At 59.9% G+C, this 17,473-nt stretch carries 14 protein-coding genes; 9 read left to right on the top strand and 5 right to left on the bottom strand.

The features are described from left to right. Nucleotides 1-115: 115 nt before the first annotated feature. Nucleotides 116-745 carry a MarC family protein gene (locus B9A97_RS07265; RefSeq protein WP_084364361.1) on the top strand — a complete coding sequence of 210 codons (630 nt, stop codon included), beginning with the start codon at nt 116-118 and terminating at the stop codon, nt 743-745. Nucleotides 746-798: 53 nt separating this feature from the next. Here the strand turns inward: B9A97_RS07265 and B9A97_RS07260 are convergent, their stop codons facing one another. Further along, on the bottom strand, nt 799-1,320 hold the full coding sequence (locus B9A97_RS07260; protein WP_084364360.1) for a single-stranded DNA-binding protein: 522 nt from the start codon (nt 1,318-1,320) through the stop codon (nt 799-801). A 249-nt stretch (nt 1,321-1,569) separates the two neighbouring features. Here B9A97_RS07260 and uvrA point away from each other — a divergent pair, with 249 nt between their 5' ends. The 3 genes from uvrA (at nt 1,570) to B9A97_RS07245 (ending at nt 7,165) form a co-directional block, all read left to right on the top strand. Beyond that, nucleotides 1,570-4,491: an excinuclease ABC subunit UvrA gene (gene uvrA / locus B9A97_RS07255; protein WP_084364359.1), complete on the top strand. Its 2,922-nt coding sequence runs from the start codon at nt 1,570-1,572 to the stop codon at nt 4,489-4,491. 61 nt (nt 4,492-4,552) lie between these two features. After that, a complete protein-coding gene (locus B9A97_RS07250) occupies nt 4,553-5,356 on the top strand; it encodes a DUF72 domain-containing protein (RefSeq protein WP_084364358.1) in 804 nt (267 codons plus the stop codon). 156 nt (nt 5,357-5,512) lie between these two features. Next, entirely contained in the window at nt 5,513-7,165 is a 1,653-nt protein-coding gene (locus tag B9A97_RS07245; protein ID WP_084364357.1) for a Na/Pi cotransporter family protein, read from the top strand. Here B9A97_RS07245 and B9A97_RS07240 read toward each other — a convergent pair. After that, complete coding sequence (locus tag B9A97_RS07240; RefSeq protein WP_084364356.1) at nt 7,160-8,632, bottom strand: NAD(P)H-hydrate dehydratase; 1,473 nt, start codon at nt 8,630-8,632, stop codon at nt 7,160-7,162. The two genes, B9A97_RS07245 and B9A97_RS07240, sit on opposite strands and share 6 nt — an antisense overlap. Before the next feature lie 343 nt (nt 8,633-8,975). Between B9A97_RS07240 and B9A97_RS07235 the strand changes: the two genes are divergently transcribed. Together B9A97_RS07235 and glnA are read left to right on the top strand one after the other, a co-directional pair. Continuing rightward, nucleotides 8,976-9,314 (top strand): P-II family nitrogen regulator, encoded by a 339-nt coding sequence (locus B9A97_RS07235; RefSeq protein WP_006727717.1) that lies wholly within the window; start codon nt 8,976-8,978, stop codon nt 9,312-9,314. 60 nt (nt 9,315-9,374) lie between these two features. Beyond that, nucleotides 9,375-10,784 carry a type I glutamate--ammonia ligase gene (gene glnA, locus B9A97_RS07230; RefSeq protein ID WP_084364355.1) on the top strand — a complete coding sequence of 470 codons (1,410 nt, stop codon included), beginning with the start codon at nt 9,375-9,377 and terminating at the stop codon, nt 10,782-10,784. Nucleotides 10,785-10,880: 96 nt separating this feature from the next. On the opposite strand, the gene B9A97_RS07225 is transcribed toward glnA, so the two are convergent. Beyond that, nucleotides 10,881-11,927 (bottom strand): TAXI family TRAP transporter solute-binding subunit, encoded by a 1,047-nt coding sequence (locus B9A97_RS07225; RefSeq protein ID WP_084364354.1) that lies wholly within the window; start codon nt 11,925-11,927, stop codon nt 10,881-10,883. Between the two features lie 71 nt (nt 11,928-11,998). Next, complete coding sequence (locus tag B9A97_RS07220; protein ID WP_143530362.1) at nt 11,999-13,006, bottom strand: coiled-coil domain-containing protein; 1,008 nt, start codon at nt 13,004-13,006, stop codon at nt 11,999-12,001. A 258-nt stretch (nt 13,007-13,264) separates the two neighbouring features. On the opposite strand from B9A97_RS07220, the gene B9A97_RS07215 reads away from it, so the two are divergent. Then, nucleotides 13,265-14,188: a DMT family transporter gene (locus B9A97_RS07215; protein WP_084364352.1), complete on the top strand. Its 924-nt coding sequence runs from the start codon at nt 13,265-13,267 to the stop codon at nt 14,186-14,188. Nucleotides 14,189-14,269: 81 nt separating this feature from the next. Beyond that, a complete protein-coding gene (gene hspQ / locus B9A97_RS07210; RefSeq protein ID WP_084364461.1) occupies nt 14,270-14,599 on the top strand; it encodes a heat shock protein HspQ in 330 nt (109 codons plus the stop codon). Between the two features lie 93 nt (nt 14,600-14,692). Here hspQ and B9A97_RS07205 read toward each other — a convergent pair whose 3' ends face one another. Next, entirely contained in the window at nt 14,693-15,331 is a 639-nt protein-coding gene (locus B9A97_RS07205) for an invasion associated locus B family protein (protein ID WP_084364351.1), read from the bottom strand. Between the two features lie 300 nt (nt 15,332-15,631). On the opposite strand from B9A97_RS07205, the gene B9A97_RS07200 reads away from it, so the two are divergent. Beyond that, nucleotides 15,632-17,401, top strand: a complete 1,770-nt coding sequence (locus tag B9A97_RS07200; RefSeq protein WP_084364460.1) for an extracellular solute-binding protein — start codon at nt 15,632-15,634, stop codon at nt 17,399-17,401. Nucleotides 17,402-17,473: the final 72 nt, after the last annotated feature.

Raw genomic sequence — 17,473 nt, 5'->3', positions numbered from 1 at the left:
TCGTCACGCAAGCCTGGCACGGCGCGAAAGGAACACGCCAAGGCCATGAATGGAAACAGCCGCTTGCTCGCAAACGCCCTCTCAAGCATGCTAAGGCCGACGTTGGAGGGAACCCATGGCATCTGTGGAACAATTGGTCAACGCATTCACGACTTTGCTGGTCACCGTTGATCCGCCCGGCCTCGCCCCGCTGTTCATCGGCGTCACCCAAGGGATGAGCGCGCTGCAGCGACGCCAAGTGGCCATTCGAAGTTCCCTGATCGCCTTCGGCATCCTCACGGTCTTTGCACTGTTCGGCGCGAGCATCCTGTCAGCGCTCGGCATTTCCATGGGTGCATTTCGCATAGCCGGCGGCTTGATGCTGTTTACCATCGCTTTCGAGATGATTTTTGAAAAACGTCAGGAGCGAAAGGAAAAAACCGGCGACGCCGCCATCACCAAGGATCACATCCACAACATCGCCGTGTTCCCGCTGGCCATTCCCCTGATCGCCGGCCCGGGCGCAATCTCGGCAACCGTGCTTATTTCGGGCACGATGCCGGAGACGGCAGGCAAAGCACAATTGATCGCCGTCATCGCCGTTTGTCTCGCCCTGGTGCTTGCCGCCTTGCTATTGGCAGACCGGTTGAACCGTGCGCTTGGCGTCACCGGCCGGGCGCTGCTCACCCGGCTGCTCGGCGTGATCCTTGCCGCCCTTTCGGTCCAGTTCGTGGTCGACGGCATCAAGGCCGCCTTCGGCCTGTGACCGGCACGCGGTTCAATCGTGATTTAAACCGCGACCACTGATCTCCAGCGCGATCAGAACGGGATGTCGTCGTCCAGATCGCGCGAAAAGCTTCCGCCTGATGGTGCGGAGGACCCACGGTTTGACGAGCCACCGCGCGATGGTGCCGGCGCGCCATAATCGTTGCCGCCATAGCTGCCAAAATCGTCGCCGCCGCGCGAACCGCCCTGTCCAGCACCCTCGCCCCGGCCGCCGAGCATGGTCAGGGTCGAATTGAAGCCCTGAAGCACGACTTCGGTGGAATAGCGATCCTGGCCGTTCTGGTCCTGCCACTTGCGGGTCTGGAGCGCACCCTCGACATAAACCGTCGAGCCCTTCTTGAGATACTGCTCCGCCACCTTGCACAGGCCTTCGTTGAAAATCACGACGGTGTGCCATTCCGTCTTCTCGCGGCGTTCGCCGCTGTTCTTGTCACGCCAGGTTTCGGAGGTCGCAATCCGCAGGTTTGCGATCGGACGACCGTCCTGCGTGCGACGGATTTCCGGATCTGCACCCAGATTTCCGATCAGAATTACCTTGTTCACGCTGCCAGCCATACTCACACCTCGTCGCCGCGCCGCCGCGCGATCCATCTGATAACCATCGGTCGATCTTAAAGCAAAGGGCCCGCCCTTTGCGCATTCTCGGCGTTTAATCCACAGGGAAATATGTTCTTTATTTGTTCTATATTTCCGCTATGATCCTGTCAACAGAATCGAAAAAGGAACGCAAGAGGTCCTTGTGGCTCGACAGCGCCGCAACGATGACTACATAAGAAGCGATCCTCCCCCATACGAGCCCCTGTCATGAGTGAACTGAAGACCATTTCAATCCGCGGCGCGCGCGAGCACAATCTGAAGGGTATCGATATTGACCTTCCGCGCAACAGCCTGATCGTGATGACGGGACTGTCCGGCTCCGGCAAATCCTCGCTCGCCTTCGATACGATCTATGCCGAGGGTCAGCGCCGCTATGTCGAGAGCCTGTCAGCCTATGCGCGCCAGTTCCTCGAAATGATGCAGAAGCCCGACGTGGACCAGATCGAGGGCCTGTCGCCAGCGATTTCCATCGAGCAGAAGACGACGTCGCGTAACCCGCGTTCGACCGTCGGCACGGTCACCGAAATCTACGACTACATGCGCTTGCTGTTTGCCCGCGCCGGCATCCCTTATTCGCCCGCGACGGGCCTTCCGATCGAGAGCCAGACCGTCAGCCAGATGGTGGACAGGATCCTTGGGTTCGGCGAGGGCACGCGTCTTTATATTCTCGCGCCGATCGTGCGCGGGCGCAAAGGCGAGTACAAGAAGGAAATGGCCGAGCTCATGAAAAAGGGCTTCCAGCGCGTCAAGGTCGACGGCCAGTTCTACGAAATCGCCGATGTCCCGGCGCTGGACAAGAAATACAAGCATGACATCGATGTGGTGGTCGATCGCATCGTGGTGCGCGACGATATCGCATCGCGCCTGGCCGACAGCCTGGAGACCTGCCTCCATGTGCTGTCCGACGGGCTTGCCATTGCCGAGTTTGCCGACAAGCCGCTGCCGCCGGAAGAAACGGCCGCTGGCGGATCGGCCAACAAATCGCTGAACGAAACCCATGAGCGGGTGATGTTCTCGGAGAAATTTGCCTGCCCGGTATCCGGTTTCACCATTCCGGAGATCGAGCCGCGGCTATTCTCGTTCAACAATCCCTTCGGCGCCTGCCCCACCTGCGACGGTCTCGGCTTCCAGCAAAAGATCGATGAGGCATTGATCGTACCGGAGACGGAACGGCGGCTGAATGACGGTGCGATTGCACCCTGGGCCAAGTCGTCCTCGCCCTATTACAACCAGACGCTTGAGGCGCTGGGCAAGGAATTCGGTTTCAAACTGTCGAACAAGTGGTCGGATCTCAAGCCGGCGGCGCAGCGCGCCATTCTGCATGGCACGGATGAGAAGATCGAATTCGAATATGCCGATGGCGCTCGCTCTTACAAGACGACCAAGACATTCGAAGGCATCGTGCCCAATCTGGAGCGCCGCTGGAAGGAGACCGATAGTGCCTGGGCGCGCGAAGAAATCGAGCGTTTCATGTCGGCCGCCCCCTGCCCGGCTTGCAACGGCTTCCGCCTGAAACCCGAGGCGCTGGCGGTCAAGATCGACGGGCTGCATATCGGCCAGGTCACCGAAATGTCGATCCGGGTCGCAGGCCAATGGTTCGAAGACCTGCCGGAAAAGCTCTCGGCCAAGCAGAACGAGATCGCCGCACGGATCCTCAAGGAGATCCGCGAGCGGCTGCGCTTCCTCAATGATGTCGGCCTTGACTACCTCTCTATGTCGCGAAACTCCGGAACCTTGTCCGGCGGCGAAAGTCAGCGCATTCGCTTGGCTTCGCAGATCGGCTCGGGCCTGACCGGGGTGCTTTACGTCCTCGACGAGCCATCGATCGGATTGCACCAGCGCGACAATGCCCGTCTGCTTGAGACGCTGAAACATCTTCGCGATATCGGCAATACGGTCATTGTCGTCGAGCATGACGAGGACGCGATCCTGACCGCGGACTATGTCGTCGATATCGGTCCGGCGGCCGGCATCCATGGCGGACAGGTGGTCGCGGAAGGCGCGCCGCAGGCGATCATGAAGAACCCGAAGTCGCTGACCGGCAAATACCTTTCCGGCGCGCTGGGCGTGGCGGTTCCCGACGTCCGCCGCAAGCCGAAAAAGGGACAGCAGATCAAGGTCGTCGGTGCCCGCGGCAACAATCTGAAGAACGTTACCGCTGCCATTCCGCTCGGCGTCTTCACCGCCGTGACCGGCGTATCGGGTGGTGGCAAATCGACCTTCCTGATCGAGACGCTCTACAAGGCGGCCGCACGACGGGTCATGGGCGCGCGCGAAAATCCGGCAGAGCACGAGCGGATTGACGGATTCGAGTTCATCGACAAGGTGATCGACATCGACCAGTCACCGATCGGGCGCACGCCGCGCTCAAACCCGGCGACCTATACCGGCGCCTTCACGCCGATCCGCGACTGGTATGCGGGCCTTCCGGAGGCGAAAGCGCGCGGCTATCAAGCCGGCCGCTTCTCCTTCAACGTCAAAGGTGGGCGTTGCGAGGCCTGCCAGGGCGATGGTGTGATCAAGATCGAGATGCACTTTCTGCCGGATGTCTATGTCACCTGCGACGTCTGCCACGGCAAGCGCTACAATCGCGAGACCCTGGATGTGACGTTCAAGGGCAAGTCGATCGCCGATGTGCTCGACATGACGGTCGAGGAAGGCGTGGAATTCTTCGCCGCCGTGCCTTCGGTTCGCGACAAGCTGCAGTCCCTGTTCGATGTCGGCCTGGGCTATATCAAGGTCGGGCAACAGGCCAACACGCTCTCCGGCGGCGAGGCGCAGCGCGTCAAGCTTGCCAAGGAATTGTCGAAGAAATCGACAGGGCGGACGCTCTATATCCTGGATGAGCCGACGACCGGCCTGCATTTCCACGACGTGGCCAAACTGCTGGAAATGCTGCAGGAACTGGTCAACCAGGGCAATTCCGTGGTGGTTATCGAACACAATCTCGAAGTGATCAAGACCGCCGACTATATCATCGACTTCGGACCCGAAGGCGGTGACGGCGGCGGCGAGATTGTCGCCCAGGGCACACCTGAGGATATCGTCAAGGTCGAGCGCTCCTACACCGGCCAGTTCCTCAAGGAACTGCTGGAGCGTCGCGGAGGTAAGCGTGCTGCGGCGGAGTGATTAGGGCCCGCGCTGAAGGCGGGTTTTGTCTGACGCTGCCCATGACAGGAGAGTATGTTTCATGACCAAGTCAGGCGCAATTCGCACGGGAATCGGCGGTTGGACCTTTGATCCCTGGGAAGGCAGCTTCTATCCGGAGAAGCTGCCCAAGAAAAAGCAGTTGGAATTCGCCAGCCGCGAACTGACGGGAATCGAAGTGAACGGCACCTATTACTCCAGCCAGAAGCCGGCGACCTTCGCAAAATGGGCGTCGGAAGTGCCTGATGGCTTCGTGTTTTCGCTGAAGGCGAGCCGGTTTTGCACCAATCGCAAGGTGCTGGCCGAGGCTGGCGAGTCAATCGGCAAATTTCTTGGCCAGGGCATAACGGAGCTTGGCCCCCATCTCGGGCCGATCCTGTGGCAATTCATGGCCACGAAGAAATTCGAGCCTGACGATTTCGACGCCTTCCTCTCGCTACTGCCAAAGCAGCAGGACGGGATCGCCCTCAGGCATGTGGTCGAGCCGCGTCACCCGTCCTTCTGCGTGCCGGAATTCGTTGCGCTGCTGGTCAAGCATCGTGTTGCGGCTGTTTGCGCTGATCACGAAGACTATCCCATGTTTCCCGACGTGACGGCCGACTTTATCTATTCGCGGCTTCAGCGCGGCACGGATGATGTCCAGAGCTGCTATCCCGTCGCTGCGATCGAAACCTGGGCCGACCGGTTCAAAGCCTATGCCGCCGGGGATATGCCTGGGGATTTGCAGCCTATCGATCCGCACCATAAGGCCCCGCAGGCCCCGCGAGACGTCTTTGCGTTCTTCATTTCCGGCGGAAAGGTGAATGCGCCAAACGGCGCGCGGCTGCTGCAGTCGAAACTCTCTTAAGTTGTTGCTTCAGCCCACTATACAGCCATGTGTCGGCAAATTGTGACAATGGCGATTCTGAGCTAACGTGAGTCGCAGAACCGCATGTCTTCAGCTGCGATTCCGTGAAGCATATGTGTCCCTGCGACAAACCGCAGAGCGCTCGGAAGTTTTTTCATGACAGGCATTGCGGTCTTTATCAATCTTGCGGGCGCGGTGGCCCTGCTGCTGTGGGCAACGCGCATGGTGCGAACCGGCGTCGAGCGTGCCTATGGGCATATTCTCAAAGACAGACTGAGGCTTGCGCTAGGGAACCGGTTTTCGGCGGCCGTTGCAGGCTTCTTCTTTGCGGTGGCGCTGCAGAGTGCCACCGCGGTTGCCCTGATCATGTCGTCCTTCGTGGCGGGTGGATATGTCGGGTCTGCCATTGGTGTGGCGACGCTGCTGGGAGCCGATCTCGGTTCGGCCTTCGTTGTACGCATCCTGCGGCACGACCTGTCGCTGCTCATTCCCATTCTGCTGCTACTGGGAACCATCGCCTTCCGGGCGTCGGAGGCGCGGGACCTGCGGCAGGCAGGCCGCATTTGCTTCGGCCTGGGGCTGCTGCTCTTGTCGCTGAAACTGATCGGCGAAGCCTCCGATCCGCTGCGGCATAGCCAGATCCTGCCGATCGTGATCAACTTCCTGGCGCAGGACTGGCTGAGCGCCTTTCTTCTGGCCGCTGTGCTGGCCTGGGCATTCCACTCCAGTGTTGCGACCATCTTGCTGTTTGCCTCCCTGGCGGATCGCGGCGTGTTGCCGCCGGTCCTGATCATCCCGCTGGTGCTCGGCGCCAATTTCGGGGCGGCGATCATCGGCGCCATGCTGACGAAGAATGCCGAAGCGGTGGCTCGTATCGTGCCGCTGGGAAATGTCGTCATTCGCGGCTGCGTCACGCTGGTGGCGCTGGGGCTGCAGATGCGCTTTGCGCTCGATCCAGGCCTGCTTGCATCAGGACTTGGTGATGCGGTTGTCGTGGCGCATCTGGCCATCAATGCCGCTGTTCTCGTTGTGGGTTTGCCGGTCACCGGCTTGGTCGCGCATTTGCTGCAGCGCTTTATCTTGCCGGCGAAGGCGCCGACGGCGGCTTTCCTGGAGCAGCGCCTTTCCGCGCTCAATCCCGCCGATCTCAGCAATCCGCGCCAGGCCGTGAACAACGCCACGCGAGAGGTTCTGGCGGTGTGCGACAAGACCGAAATCATGCTCGGCCGCATCTTCGAGCTCTACGACCATTTCGATGCCGCCAAGATGGAGCGGATTGCCGGGCTGGATGACGAGATCGACGCGATCCATCGCGACATCAAGTTCTATCTCGCCCGCATTTCCGAAAGCGTGCTCGACGCGGATTCCGCGGCCCAGTGCCAGAATTTGCTGAGCGCCACCGTGAAGATCGAACAGGCGGCCGACATCATTGCGCAGAACATGCTGGCGCGGGCGCGCAAGAAGCATGAACGCAAGGTGGTGTTTTCGCCGGAGGGGTGGGCGGAGCTGACGGATATGCACAACGAGGTGGTGAAGAACGCGCGGCTCGCCTTCAATCTGCTGGTCAACCGGGATGTGGAACATGCGCGCCAGCTGGTTGCGCGCAAGGAGGCCGTTCGCGAACTGGTGCGATGCAGTGAAGAGCAGCATATGCAGAGGCTCCGCGCCGGAAATATCGCAAGCTTCGATTCCAGCTCTCTGCATATCGACACCATGCGCGATCTGAAGGAGATCAATTCACTGGTCGTATCGATCGCCTATCCGGTGCTAGAAGGTCAGGGCATGCTGAGAAAAAGCCGACTGCTATAGTGGCCTCACGGCCTTTGCCAGATCTTCTGCCGTCATGCCCTGCCCCGCTTTTTGGCCGGCTTCGCCATGCAGCCATACCCCGGCGGCAGCCGCCTCGAAAGCCGGCATGCCCGCGGCCATCAAGCCGCCGATAATGCCGGCAAGCACGTCGCCGGAACCGGCCGTGGCCAGCCAGGCCGGCGCATTGGTATTGATCAAGGCGCGGCCATCGGGTGCCGCAATCACCGTATCGGCTCCCTTGCAGACCACCGCGGCATGGGCTCTCGCGGCCGCCATGCGCGCGCGCTCGACCTTGCCCAAACTGGGGTCGCCGGCAAGATCGGGAAACAGCCGCGCGAATTCCCCGTCATGGGGCGTCAGCACCAAGCGCGTCTCGCCGCCGGCGAAGGCCGAAAATAACAGGTCCGGATCGTCCTTGAAGCTGGTGATGCCATCGGCATCAAGCACCAGCCTGTGCTGAGACAGGGACAGCGTAAAGTCACGGGCCTTCTGACCGACGCCGAAGCCGGGACCAAGCACGAAGGCCGACAGCCGTTTGTCGGCGATCCAGGACTTAAGGTCATCAGTATCATCGATGCGCTTCAGCATGATGGCTGTGAGATGGGCCGCATTGGCCGTCATCGCGTTTTCAGGGGAAGCCATGGTGACCAGGCCGGCCGCCGTCTTCAAGGCAGCCTGGGCAGATAGCCGCGCGGCACCCGTAGCGCTGGCCTCGCCTGAGAATACGACGAGATGCCCGCGCGAAAACTTGTGGTCCATGGCGCCGTGAACCGGGAGATGCTGTTGCCAGTGGCTCGGGGCATTTTCTGCCAGACGGTCGGCATGGGCGGTCAGGATGCGCCGGGGAATTCCGATATCGGCAACTTCCACCGTGCCACATAGCAGCCTGCCGGGCATCAGCAAATGCCCCGGCTTGCGCGCCATGAACGTCACCGTGTGCGCGGCCTTGAAAGCGGCCCCCATCGGCATACCGGTCCGGCCATTGACGCCGGATGGCAGATCGACGGCGAGCACGGGCACGTCGGCCTTCTCGACACGTGCGATAGCGGCCATGATCTCATGATCGACAGCGCGATCAAGCCCGGCGCCAAAAATGGCGTCGATGACCACGTCGCCCCCTTGCGGCCGGAAGTCGGAAAGCGCTGCGGATGGCAGCTTGCAGGCGACATGGGCCGTCAGGGCATCGCCCTTGAGACGGGCGGGATCCTTGAGATGGAACACAGCCACCGTCGCCCCGCAGGCGGCCAAGGCCCGGGCGGCGACATAGCCATCCCCACCATTATTGCCGGGACCACACAGCACGGCAAAGCGATGGGCTTGCGGATAGAGCCGCAACGCCGCCGCTGCGACGGCCTGCCCGGCCTTTTCCATCAACCCGTAGGACTCGATGCCCGAATCAACCGCAGCGCGATCGACCGCGCTCATCTGGGTCGGCGTTAGTAGCATGTGTGGGTCAAAGTCAGCCATTGGGCTATTCAATCAAATGATGGGGCCTGTGAACAGAGCACAATAAAGCACTGAAATGCATCAAAATTAATCATATGCCTATTTCGTGAACCGCGAGCGTTACGCTAGGGTCAGATGCGCCTTTCGGGCGGTGAAAGACTGCTGTGGCAAAATGCGGCGCATTCATAAAAATTAGGCAAATGGCACTGGCTTTTTGTCCTGCAATCGGCAAGATCAGCATCGAGGCGTGCCCTGATGGACGCGTTTCATCGAATTCATACAGGTAGTTGGCACGTTACGTGCATAACGCTGGGCGAGCGGGCATGATCCTGCTTTCATGAAAGAAGCGGAGAGAAATTTTCTCATGAAAAAGATCGAAGCGATCATAAAGCCCTTCAAGCTGGACGAAGTGAAGGAAGCCCTTCAGGAAGTCGGCTTGCAGGGGATCACGGTCACCGAAGCCAAGGGTTTCGGCCGCCAGAAGGGCCATACGGAACTTTATCGGGGTGCCGAATACGTTGTCGACTTCCTGCCGAAGGTCAAAGTCGAGGTCGTGCTGGCCGATGAAAATGTGGAAGCGGTGATCGATGCTATCCGCAACGCCGCCCAGACCGGTCGCATTGGAGACGGAAAGATCTTCGTATCCAATGTCGAGGAAGTGGTACGCATTCGTACCGGCGAGACTGGCATCGACGCCATCTAAACGGCCTGGTCAAGGGAGGTCAGGCCCCCATATCGTCATCTCACTCAAGGAAAACGTCAAATGACGACCGCAAACGATATTCTCAAGCAGATCAAGGACAACGACGTCAAGTTCGTGGACCTGCGCTTTACCGACCCGAAGGGCAAGCTGCAGCATGTGACGATGGACGTCTCCTGCGTCGATGAAGACATGTTCGCCGACGGTGTCATGTTTGACGGCTCCTCGATTGCAGGCTGGAAGGCGATCAACGAGTCCGACATGGTTCTCATGCCGGATCCGGACACCGTGCATATGGACCCCTTCTTCGCCCAGTCGACGATGGTCATCCTGTGCGACATTCTTGACCCGGTCTCGGGCGAATCCTACAACCGCGATCCGCGCGGCACTGCCAAGAAGGCTGAAGCCTATCTCAAGGCGTCCGGCATCGGCGATACCGTGTTCGTCGGTCCCGAACCCGAATTCTTCGTCTTCGACGACGTGAAGTACAAGGCCGATCCCTACAATACCGGCTTCAAGCTGGATTCGAGCGAACTGCCGTCCAACGACGACATGGACTATGAGACCGGCAACCTCGGCCACCGTCCGCGCGTCAAGGGTGGCTACTTCCCGGTTCCGCCGATCGACAGCTGCCAGGACATGCGCTCGGAAATGCTGACTGTGCTTGCCGAAATGGGCGTGACGGTCGAAAAGCAGCACCATGAAGTCGCTGCTGCCCAGCACGAACTCGGCGTCAAGTTCGACACGCTGGTGCGCAATGCCGACAAGATGCAGATCTACAAGTATGTCGTGCATCAGGTCGCCAACGCCTATGGCAAGACGGCAACCTTCATGCCGAAGCCGATCTTTGGCGACAACGGCTCGGGCATGCACGTCCACCAGTCGATCTGGAAGGACGGCAAGCCGACCTTTGCGGGCGACGAATATGCCGGTCTGTCGGAAACCTGCCTGTATTACATCGGCGGCATCATCAAGCATGCCAAGGCGATCAACGCCTTCACCAACCCGACCACCAACTCCTACAAGCGTCTGGTTCCGGGCTACGAAGCGCCGGTTCTCTTGGCTTACTCGGCACGCAACCGTTCGGCCTCCTGCCGCATTCCGTTCGGCTCCAATCCGAAGGCAAAGCGTGTGGAAGTGCGCTTTCCCGACCCGACCCAGAACCCCTATCTGGGCTTTGCCGCCATGCTGATGGCCGGCCTTGACGGCATCCGCAACAAGATCCATCCCGGCAAGCCGATGGACAAGGACCTCTACGACCTGCCACCGAAGGAATTGAAGAAGATCCCGACGGTCTGCGGCTCGCTGCGCGAAGCGCTTGAAAGCCTGGACAAGGACCGCAAGTTCCTGACCGCTGGCGGCGTGTTCGATGACGACCAGATCGATAGCTTCATCGAACTCAAGATGCAGGAAGTCATGCGCTTCGAAATGACCCCGCATCCGGTCGAATTCGACATGTACTACTCGGCCTAAAGGCCTCTGGGCGGTCGGATTTCCGACCGCCATCACAACAAAAAACGGCGGAGCATCGGTTGCTTCGCCGTTTTTTTGTGTCCGCTTGCCGGCATTCTATGGCTGCTGCTTCAAACGCTGCTTGAGGAGATTGAGATAGTCCTCGTTTGCGTCGCTCGCGGGAGAGGTCGCCGGCTTGGTGCATTTGGGCTCGTAGTCGAGCGCCAGCCCGACTTTCACGCAAGAGCCGACCTGCCATCCAGGCGGCAGGGCCGTGAGATCCACGGTCTTCCATTTCGGATGTCCCTGCTGCTCAAGCTTGCCGAGACCGTTAAGGATAAGACTGGAAAAATCCGCAACAGTGGTGCAGCTCTCGCGGTGATAGGCGTTTCGCTTGGGGTCGTAGTCGAAGGTCATCAACACGGCCTTGACGGCGACGACGTCAACCGAACCCTGTTCGAAGGCGTACGTGCCCGCCGGGATGCTAGCGCTGTTATAGGTCGCCAAGAGCGGGGCATCCTTGATCGGCACCAGGTGAAATTTCTGCTGGTCGATGGCAGCATTGGCAAACAGCGGCGCCGGGGCGCCGGCCACATAAAAGAATGCGTCGATTTCACCGGCCTGTAATTTCGGCAGGGCGGCATCCGGGTTGATCGGCACGCGCTCGGCGGCATTGACCTGCAAAATGTCCAGGATCAGCGATGCCGTCAGGAAAGTGCCGCTGTCCTTGACCCCGATCGCGACCTTCTTGCCAGCGAGATCCTTGAGGGTGCCGATCTCCCGCTTGGCGAGAACATGGATTTCCTCGTTATAGAGGGGGAACATGATCCTGACACCGCGAACGGCGTCCTGCACTTCGGGATCATTGGCTTCGAAGGTCTTGAGATATTCCAGCACGTCGGATTGCACGATGCCGAATTGCGTGTTGCGACGGTTGCGGACGCCAATGAAGTTCTCAAGCGAGCCCGCACTTTCCTGAACGTTGAGTGTGAGCCCGCATTCCTGGCCGAGGCCGGCAATATCGCGACCGATGCGGATGTAGGTCCCCGTCGGCCCTCCGGTCATGATGTTGCGCTCGAATTCGGCCGAGGCTGCCGGCATGGCGCCGGCGATCAGCGCTAGTCCCAGCACCACAATCCGATGAAACCACGTCCTGCCTCGCATGCTCGTCTCCCTTCAAGCTTCAAATGTGTCGCACAGACCCCCGGCCGGCCAAACAACCGCAATATTGGACGTCAGCAATCGCTGTTGAGATCGCGGATCAGGTTTCTGAGCGTGATGACCGGCACACGATCGAAGGCCGCGTCCAAGGCATCAGTCACGCAGGCACCGTCGACCAGCGCGGAACGCAGGCGCGTCTCCTGATCCGACGACAGCGTCGTCAAGCCCGGTGCGCGTCGAAGCGCGTTGTCGACCTCACTCGGATCGCGCGGACTTCTGGCGGATGGCGTCGCTGGCTTCTCGGCGGGCGTTTCGTTTTGCGGGGCTGGCGTTGCCGCCTGGATGTCGGCGGTCTGTGCAGCCAACTGCCGTTCCAGCTCGGCGACTCTGGCGCGTGCAACCCGCAACTCATCGTCCAGCTGTGCGCGTGCCGCCCGGTCGGCATTGGCTTGCGCCTGCAGTGTTTCAAGGCCTGCCTGAAGTTGAGACTTTTCGGCGTTCAGTGCCTTTGCCTGCTGCTGGAGCCGCTCGATTTCTGCGCGCAGCTGTGGAACAACGGACTGTCGTAGCTCATCGAGTTCGCGGCCTGTAGCCGCAGCGCTCGCCTGTCCATCTTGTCTTGATGCGGCAAGCTCCTTCTCAAGCCTGTCCCTCTCCGCCTCGACCGATCGCACCTGCGCCTGCACCTGCTGCAGCTTGGCCGTCAGTTGCTGATTTTGGGCAGTCATCTCCTGCGCAGAGGCTGTGGCGTCGGAATTGCTGGCCGCGGCCAATTGTTCGGTCAGCCTGTCCAGCTCTTTCGCCTGCTCCGCAAGACGCTTTTGCAACTCGGCCACTTCGGAGTTGCCATCTGCCTCCGCCGCCTCACGCTGCCGAACGGCGTTTTCCGCCGCAGTTCTGGCTTTTTCAGCCTCAGCGAGCGATGCGGCATTCTGCTCCAGTTTTGTCTGCGCTTCGTGCAGAGACTGCTGCAGCAGGTCATTTTCAGCTGTCAATTCTGAGACTTGAGCACTCTGATCAGGCTGGGCAAACCGCATATAGCCGTAGCTCGCCGCTGCCCCCAACGACAGAGCCACCAACACGGCGATTATCGTCCCGCCTGCCCCACGGTTTGATGGAAGCTGACTGTCCCTACCCCATTGGTTTGCCAAGAGCGCTCCTGCGAAGACTTTACGTGCTTGAGGTAGCGCGAAATCAGCATGCACGCAAGCAAGGGGAAGAGCGGCCGGTGACGGCGGATTGGCGCTTCCCAGCATGCCGGGCCAACGATAGGATCAAAGTTGACTCGCATCTTTTTTCGCCGCTCCTCATCTTTGCGGCCTGTTGATCGGTTTACCATAATGATGACAGACGGGGCATCCAGACCGCGTCCGCTCGACTGGGCTTTCTACTTTCTCGCCCCGGTCTTCTTCTCCTCCAACCTGATCTTCGGACGAGGCATCACCGGCGATATCGCGCCCTTCACCACGGCCTTCATTCGCTGGGCGGGATCAGCATTGATCATTCTACCCTTTGTCTATGCCGATCGACGGACAGCCATCGCCTTCGTTCGCGATCACACCCTGTTGTGGCTATGGCTCGGCATTCTCGGCATGGGCATTTGCGGGGGCTTCGTCTATTGGGCGCTGACGCTGACCTCCGCATCGAACGCGACGCTGATCTACACCACCTCGTCGCTCTTCATCATCCTGTTGCAATGGATGTTCCAGGGGCGGCCGATTAGCCTCCGCGAACTCGCCGGCATGGTGATCGCCTTTGCCGGTGTCGCCGTTATTGTCCTAAAAGGATCCTTGGCGGCCCTGGCGGCGCTCACTTTCAATATCGGCGACCTCGGCATTCTCGTTGCCGCAATCGCCTTCGCTCTCTATTCTCTCGCCTTGCGGAACCCGGCGATGAAGGAGATTGCGCCTCTGCCCTTGTTCGGGTTGCTTGCGATCTCCGGGGCGGTCGTGCTGCTACCGCCCGCGCTTTACGAGGTTCTGACCGGTGGGCTATTGCCCGACAGCCCCAGCGACTGGTGGAAGCTCGGCGGCATCATTCTGTTTGCCTCGCTGGCCGCCTTCTATTGCTTCCAGCATGCCGTGCGGGTGTTCGGGCCGGCCATGGCTGGTGTCACCCTTTACCTGATGCCGCCGATCTCGATCGTGATGGCGGTGGTGTTTCTCGGCGAAACGTTTCACACCTATCACGCGGCCGGGATCATCCTGGTCATGGGCGGGGTGCTTCTGGCATCGCTTCCACGCGGTAAGGCGAGGTCAAGGTGACAGTTTTGCAACAGATATGGGGCTTCACTCTTGATATCCGGCAATTCTGACCCCAGATTATCAAGGGAAAGGATGAAAGCCATGAAGCAACGTATCGCTCAATTTGCCATCGGTGATGTCGTCCGTCACAAGGTGTTCCCGTTTCGGGGCGTGATTTTCGATGTCGATCCGGAATTCGCCAATACCGAGGAATGGTGGAACTCCATTCCGGCGGAAGTGCGTCCTCGCAAGGACCAGCCATTCTACCACCTGCTGGCTGAAAACGACGAAACCGAATATGTCGCTTACGTCTCCGAGCAGAATCTGGAGCATGACGAAAGCCAGCTGCCGCTCAGGAACCCCCATGTGCAGCAGATCTTCGTTATGGAACAGGCGGGGCGCTACAAGCCGCGGATGAATTTCGCCCATTGAGGCCTGACAGCGGTCTCCCAAGCCGCTCAGTCCCCTCAAATGCAAAAAGCCCGGACAAACCGGGCTTTTTTCGTCTGAAGCAATGGTCCGGGATTACTGGCCCTGCTTGGAAGCCTTCTGTGCGTCTTCGAGAGCCTTGCGGGCTTCTTCGTTCTTCTTCTGCATCGCTTCCTGCAGTGCACGCTGGCGCTCTTCAGCCTGCGACTGGGTGATCGCTTCGCCATCATACGCACCGGTGAAGCCTTCGAGCGCGATCTTGATCGGGTTCGGAATGCGGCGGAAGTTGATCGAGGTGAAGACCACTTCGCTGCCCTTCTTCAGGCTGGCGATGATGGCATCGGTCAGCGGAATTTCCGCCGTGCAGCGATCAGGAAGGCAGACCGCGTAGTCAAACTTCTGCGGCTTGCCGCCATCGATCTGCATGGTAACGCCCGGCGGGATCAGGCGCGCGGCCGGAACCGAGACCTGCATCAGCTTGCGGTTGACCTTGCCCTCGACGGTGATCAGGCCAACGGCCGTGATCAGCTGACCATTCTGTGCGACCAGCTGGTTCTGCACGATGCAGACGTCGGCGTCTTCCTGCTTGGCGCAGGTCTTGAACCATCCCTGCGGCGGTGCGCCAGCCGGAGCGGCCTCCTGCGCAGCAGCCATATGCGGCAGGCTCGCGGCGCCAATGGTAAGCGCGAGAGCGGACAGCGCGCCGCGCATGGATGTGATTGGTGTGAGCATCATAACGAAATCCGTCTCCTGAAATCCAATCGGAAGCGACTTGGCGAACCGGTGTGGTTAACGATAGTGCCCAGTCACCTGTCGTTTAATTGAGGCAAATACATGACCTCGACTTCCTGGGCATCCTGTTACATCGCAGCGTCGCGAATATCCAGCACTTCTTTGGTGGTTTCCCGGCACCGCAAGGCAAATAACCTAAGGTGAGGTTGGATTTGCCGGTGTTCATGGTATTTTGCCGCGATTTTGCGAATCTTCCTGAAAGGACCATCCGTGCGCAAGCTTGTTTTCGGCCTCGCATTCCTGATGACAGCCGGCCTGGCCCAAGCCGAACCCGTGCATGGCATTGCCATGCACGGCGAACCGGCTCTGCCTCGGGACTACAAGCACTTCCCCTATGTGAAGCCGGACGTGAAGAAAGGCGGCAAGGTTTCCTATGGGGTGGTGGGGACCTTCGACGCCCTGAACTCTTTCGTCCTCAAGGGCATGCGCACGACGGCCCGTGGCGTCTGGGATCCGGAATACGGCAACCTGCTCTACGAATCACTGATGACGCGCTCTAGCGACGAGCCCTTTTCTCTCTATGGGTTGCTCGCCGAGACGGTAGAATGGGATGAAGATCGTACCTTCATCCAGTTCAACCTCAATCCGGCCGCCCGCTGGCAGGATGGTAAGCCGGTGACGCCCGAAGACGTGATCTTCTCGTTCAACCTGCTGCAGGAAAAGGGCCGCCCGCCCTATAACCGACGGCTGGCCGTGGTAGAGAAGATGGAAAAGGTCGGCGATCGCTCCGTTCGCTTTACCTTCAATGACAAGGCCAATCGCGAAACACCGCTGATCATCGCGATGTCACCGATCCTGCCGCAGCATGCGATCGATCCTGCGACATTCGACCAGACGTCGCTTAATCCGCCGCTCGGCTCCGGCCCCTACAAGATCAAGTCGATCCAGCCCGGCGAGAAGATCGTGTGGGAGCGCGATCCCAACTACTGGGGCAAGGATATCCCATCCAAGGTCGGCTTTGATAATTACGACGAGATCTCGGTTACCTATTTCCTGCAGGACAATATCCTGTTTGAGGCCTTCAAGAAAGGCGACGTCTCGATCTATCCGGATGGCGATGCGGGTCACTGGGCCAGGGCCTATGATTTCCCGGCCGCGGCGAATGGCGATGTGGTGAAGGAAGTTTTCCAGCCCGGCCTGCCCTCGGGCATGCTCGGTTTCGTCTTTAATACGCGGCGGCCGATCTTTGCCGATCCACGGGTGCGTGAAGCCCTCACCCTCGCCTTCGATTTCGAGTGGGTGAACAAGAACCTGTATAGCGGCGCATTCAAGCGCAGCCAAAGCTTCTGGCAGAATTCGTCGCTCGGCGCTTATGGCAATGCCGCTGACGATCGCGAACTCAACCTGCTTGGTGCCGCGCGCGACCGGATCGATCCCGCGATCCTGGCCGGAACCTATGTCTTGCCGGTCTCCGATGGCTCGGGAGCCGATCGCAACATCCTGCGCCGTACGGTGGAACTGATGCGGGCCGCCGGCTATTCCATCAGCAACGGCAAGATGGTGGATGCCCAGGGCAAGCCCTTCACCTTCGAGGTGATGACGCAGAACGAAGGCCAGGAGAAGATGGCGATCGCCTATCAGCGAGCGCTGGCCCTGGTCGGCGTCACCATGACGATCCGCACCGTTGATGATGCCCAGTATCAGGCCCGCTCGAACAGCTTCGACTACGACATGATCGTCAAGGCCTATACCTCTTCGTTGTCACCAGGTGCCGAACAGATCAACCGCTGGGGCTCGGCATCGCGCGACGCCCAGGGCAGCTTCAATTATGCCGGCGTGGCCGATCCCGATATCGACCGGATGATCGACGCGCTCGTCAATGCCCGCAGCCTGGAGGATTTCCGGGCCGCCGTGCGCGCCTATGACCGGCTGCTGGTGTCCGGCCATTACGTCGTGCCGCTCTATCACGTCGGCGAACAATGGGTGGCGCGGTGGAAGCATATAGGCCGTCCGGATACGACGCCGCTTTATGGCTACCAGCTGCCGACCTGGTATGACACCCGGGTGCAATAGCGCATTCTGTGGTTTTTCCGGGTAGTTCCCTCCACGTAACTGGTTGAAAACCAAATCCTCGCGGCTTAAGTC

Source organism: Rhizobium sp. RU36D (genome assembly GCF_900176345.1).
GTDB lineage: Bacteria > Pseudomonadota > Alphaproteobacteria > Rhizobiales > Rhizobiaceae > Allorhizobium.
This window is presented reverse-complemented; position numbering and strand designations above follow the sequence as displayed.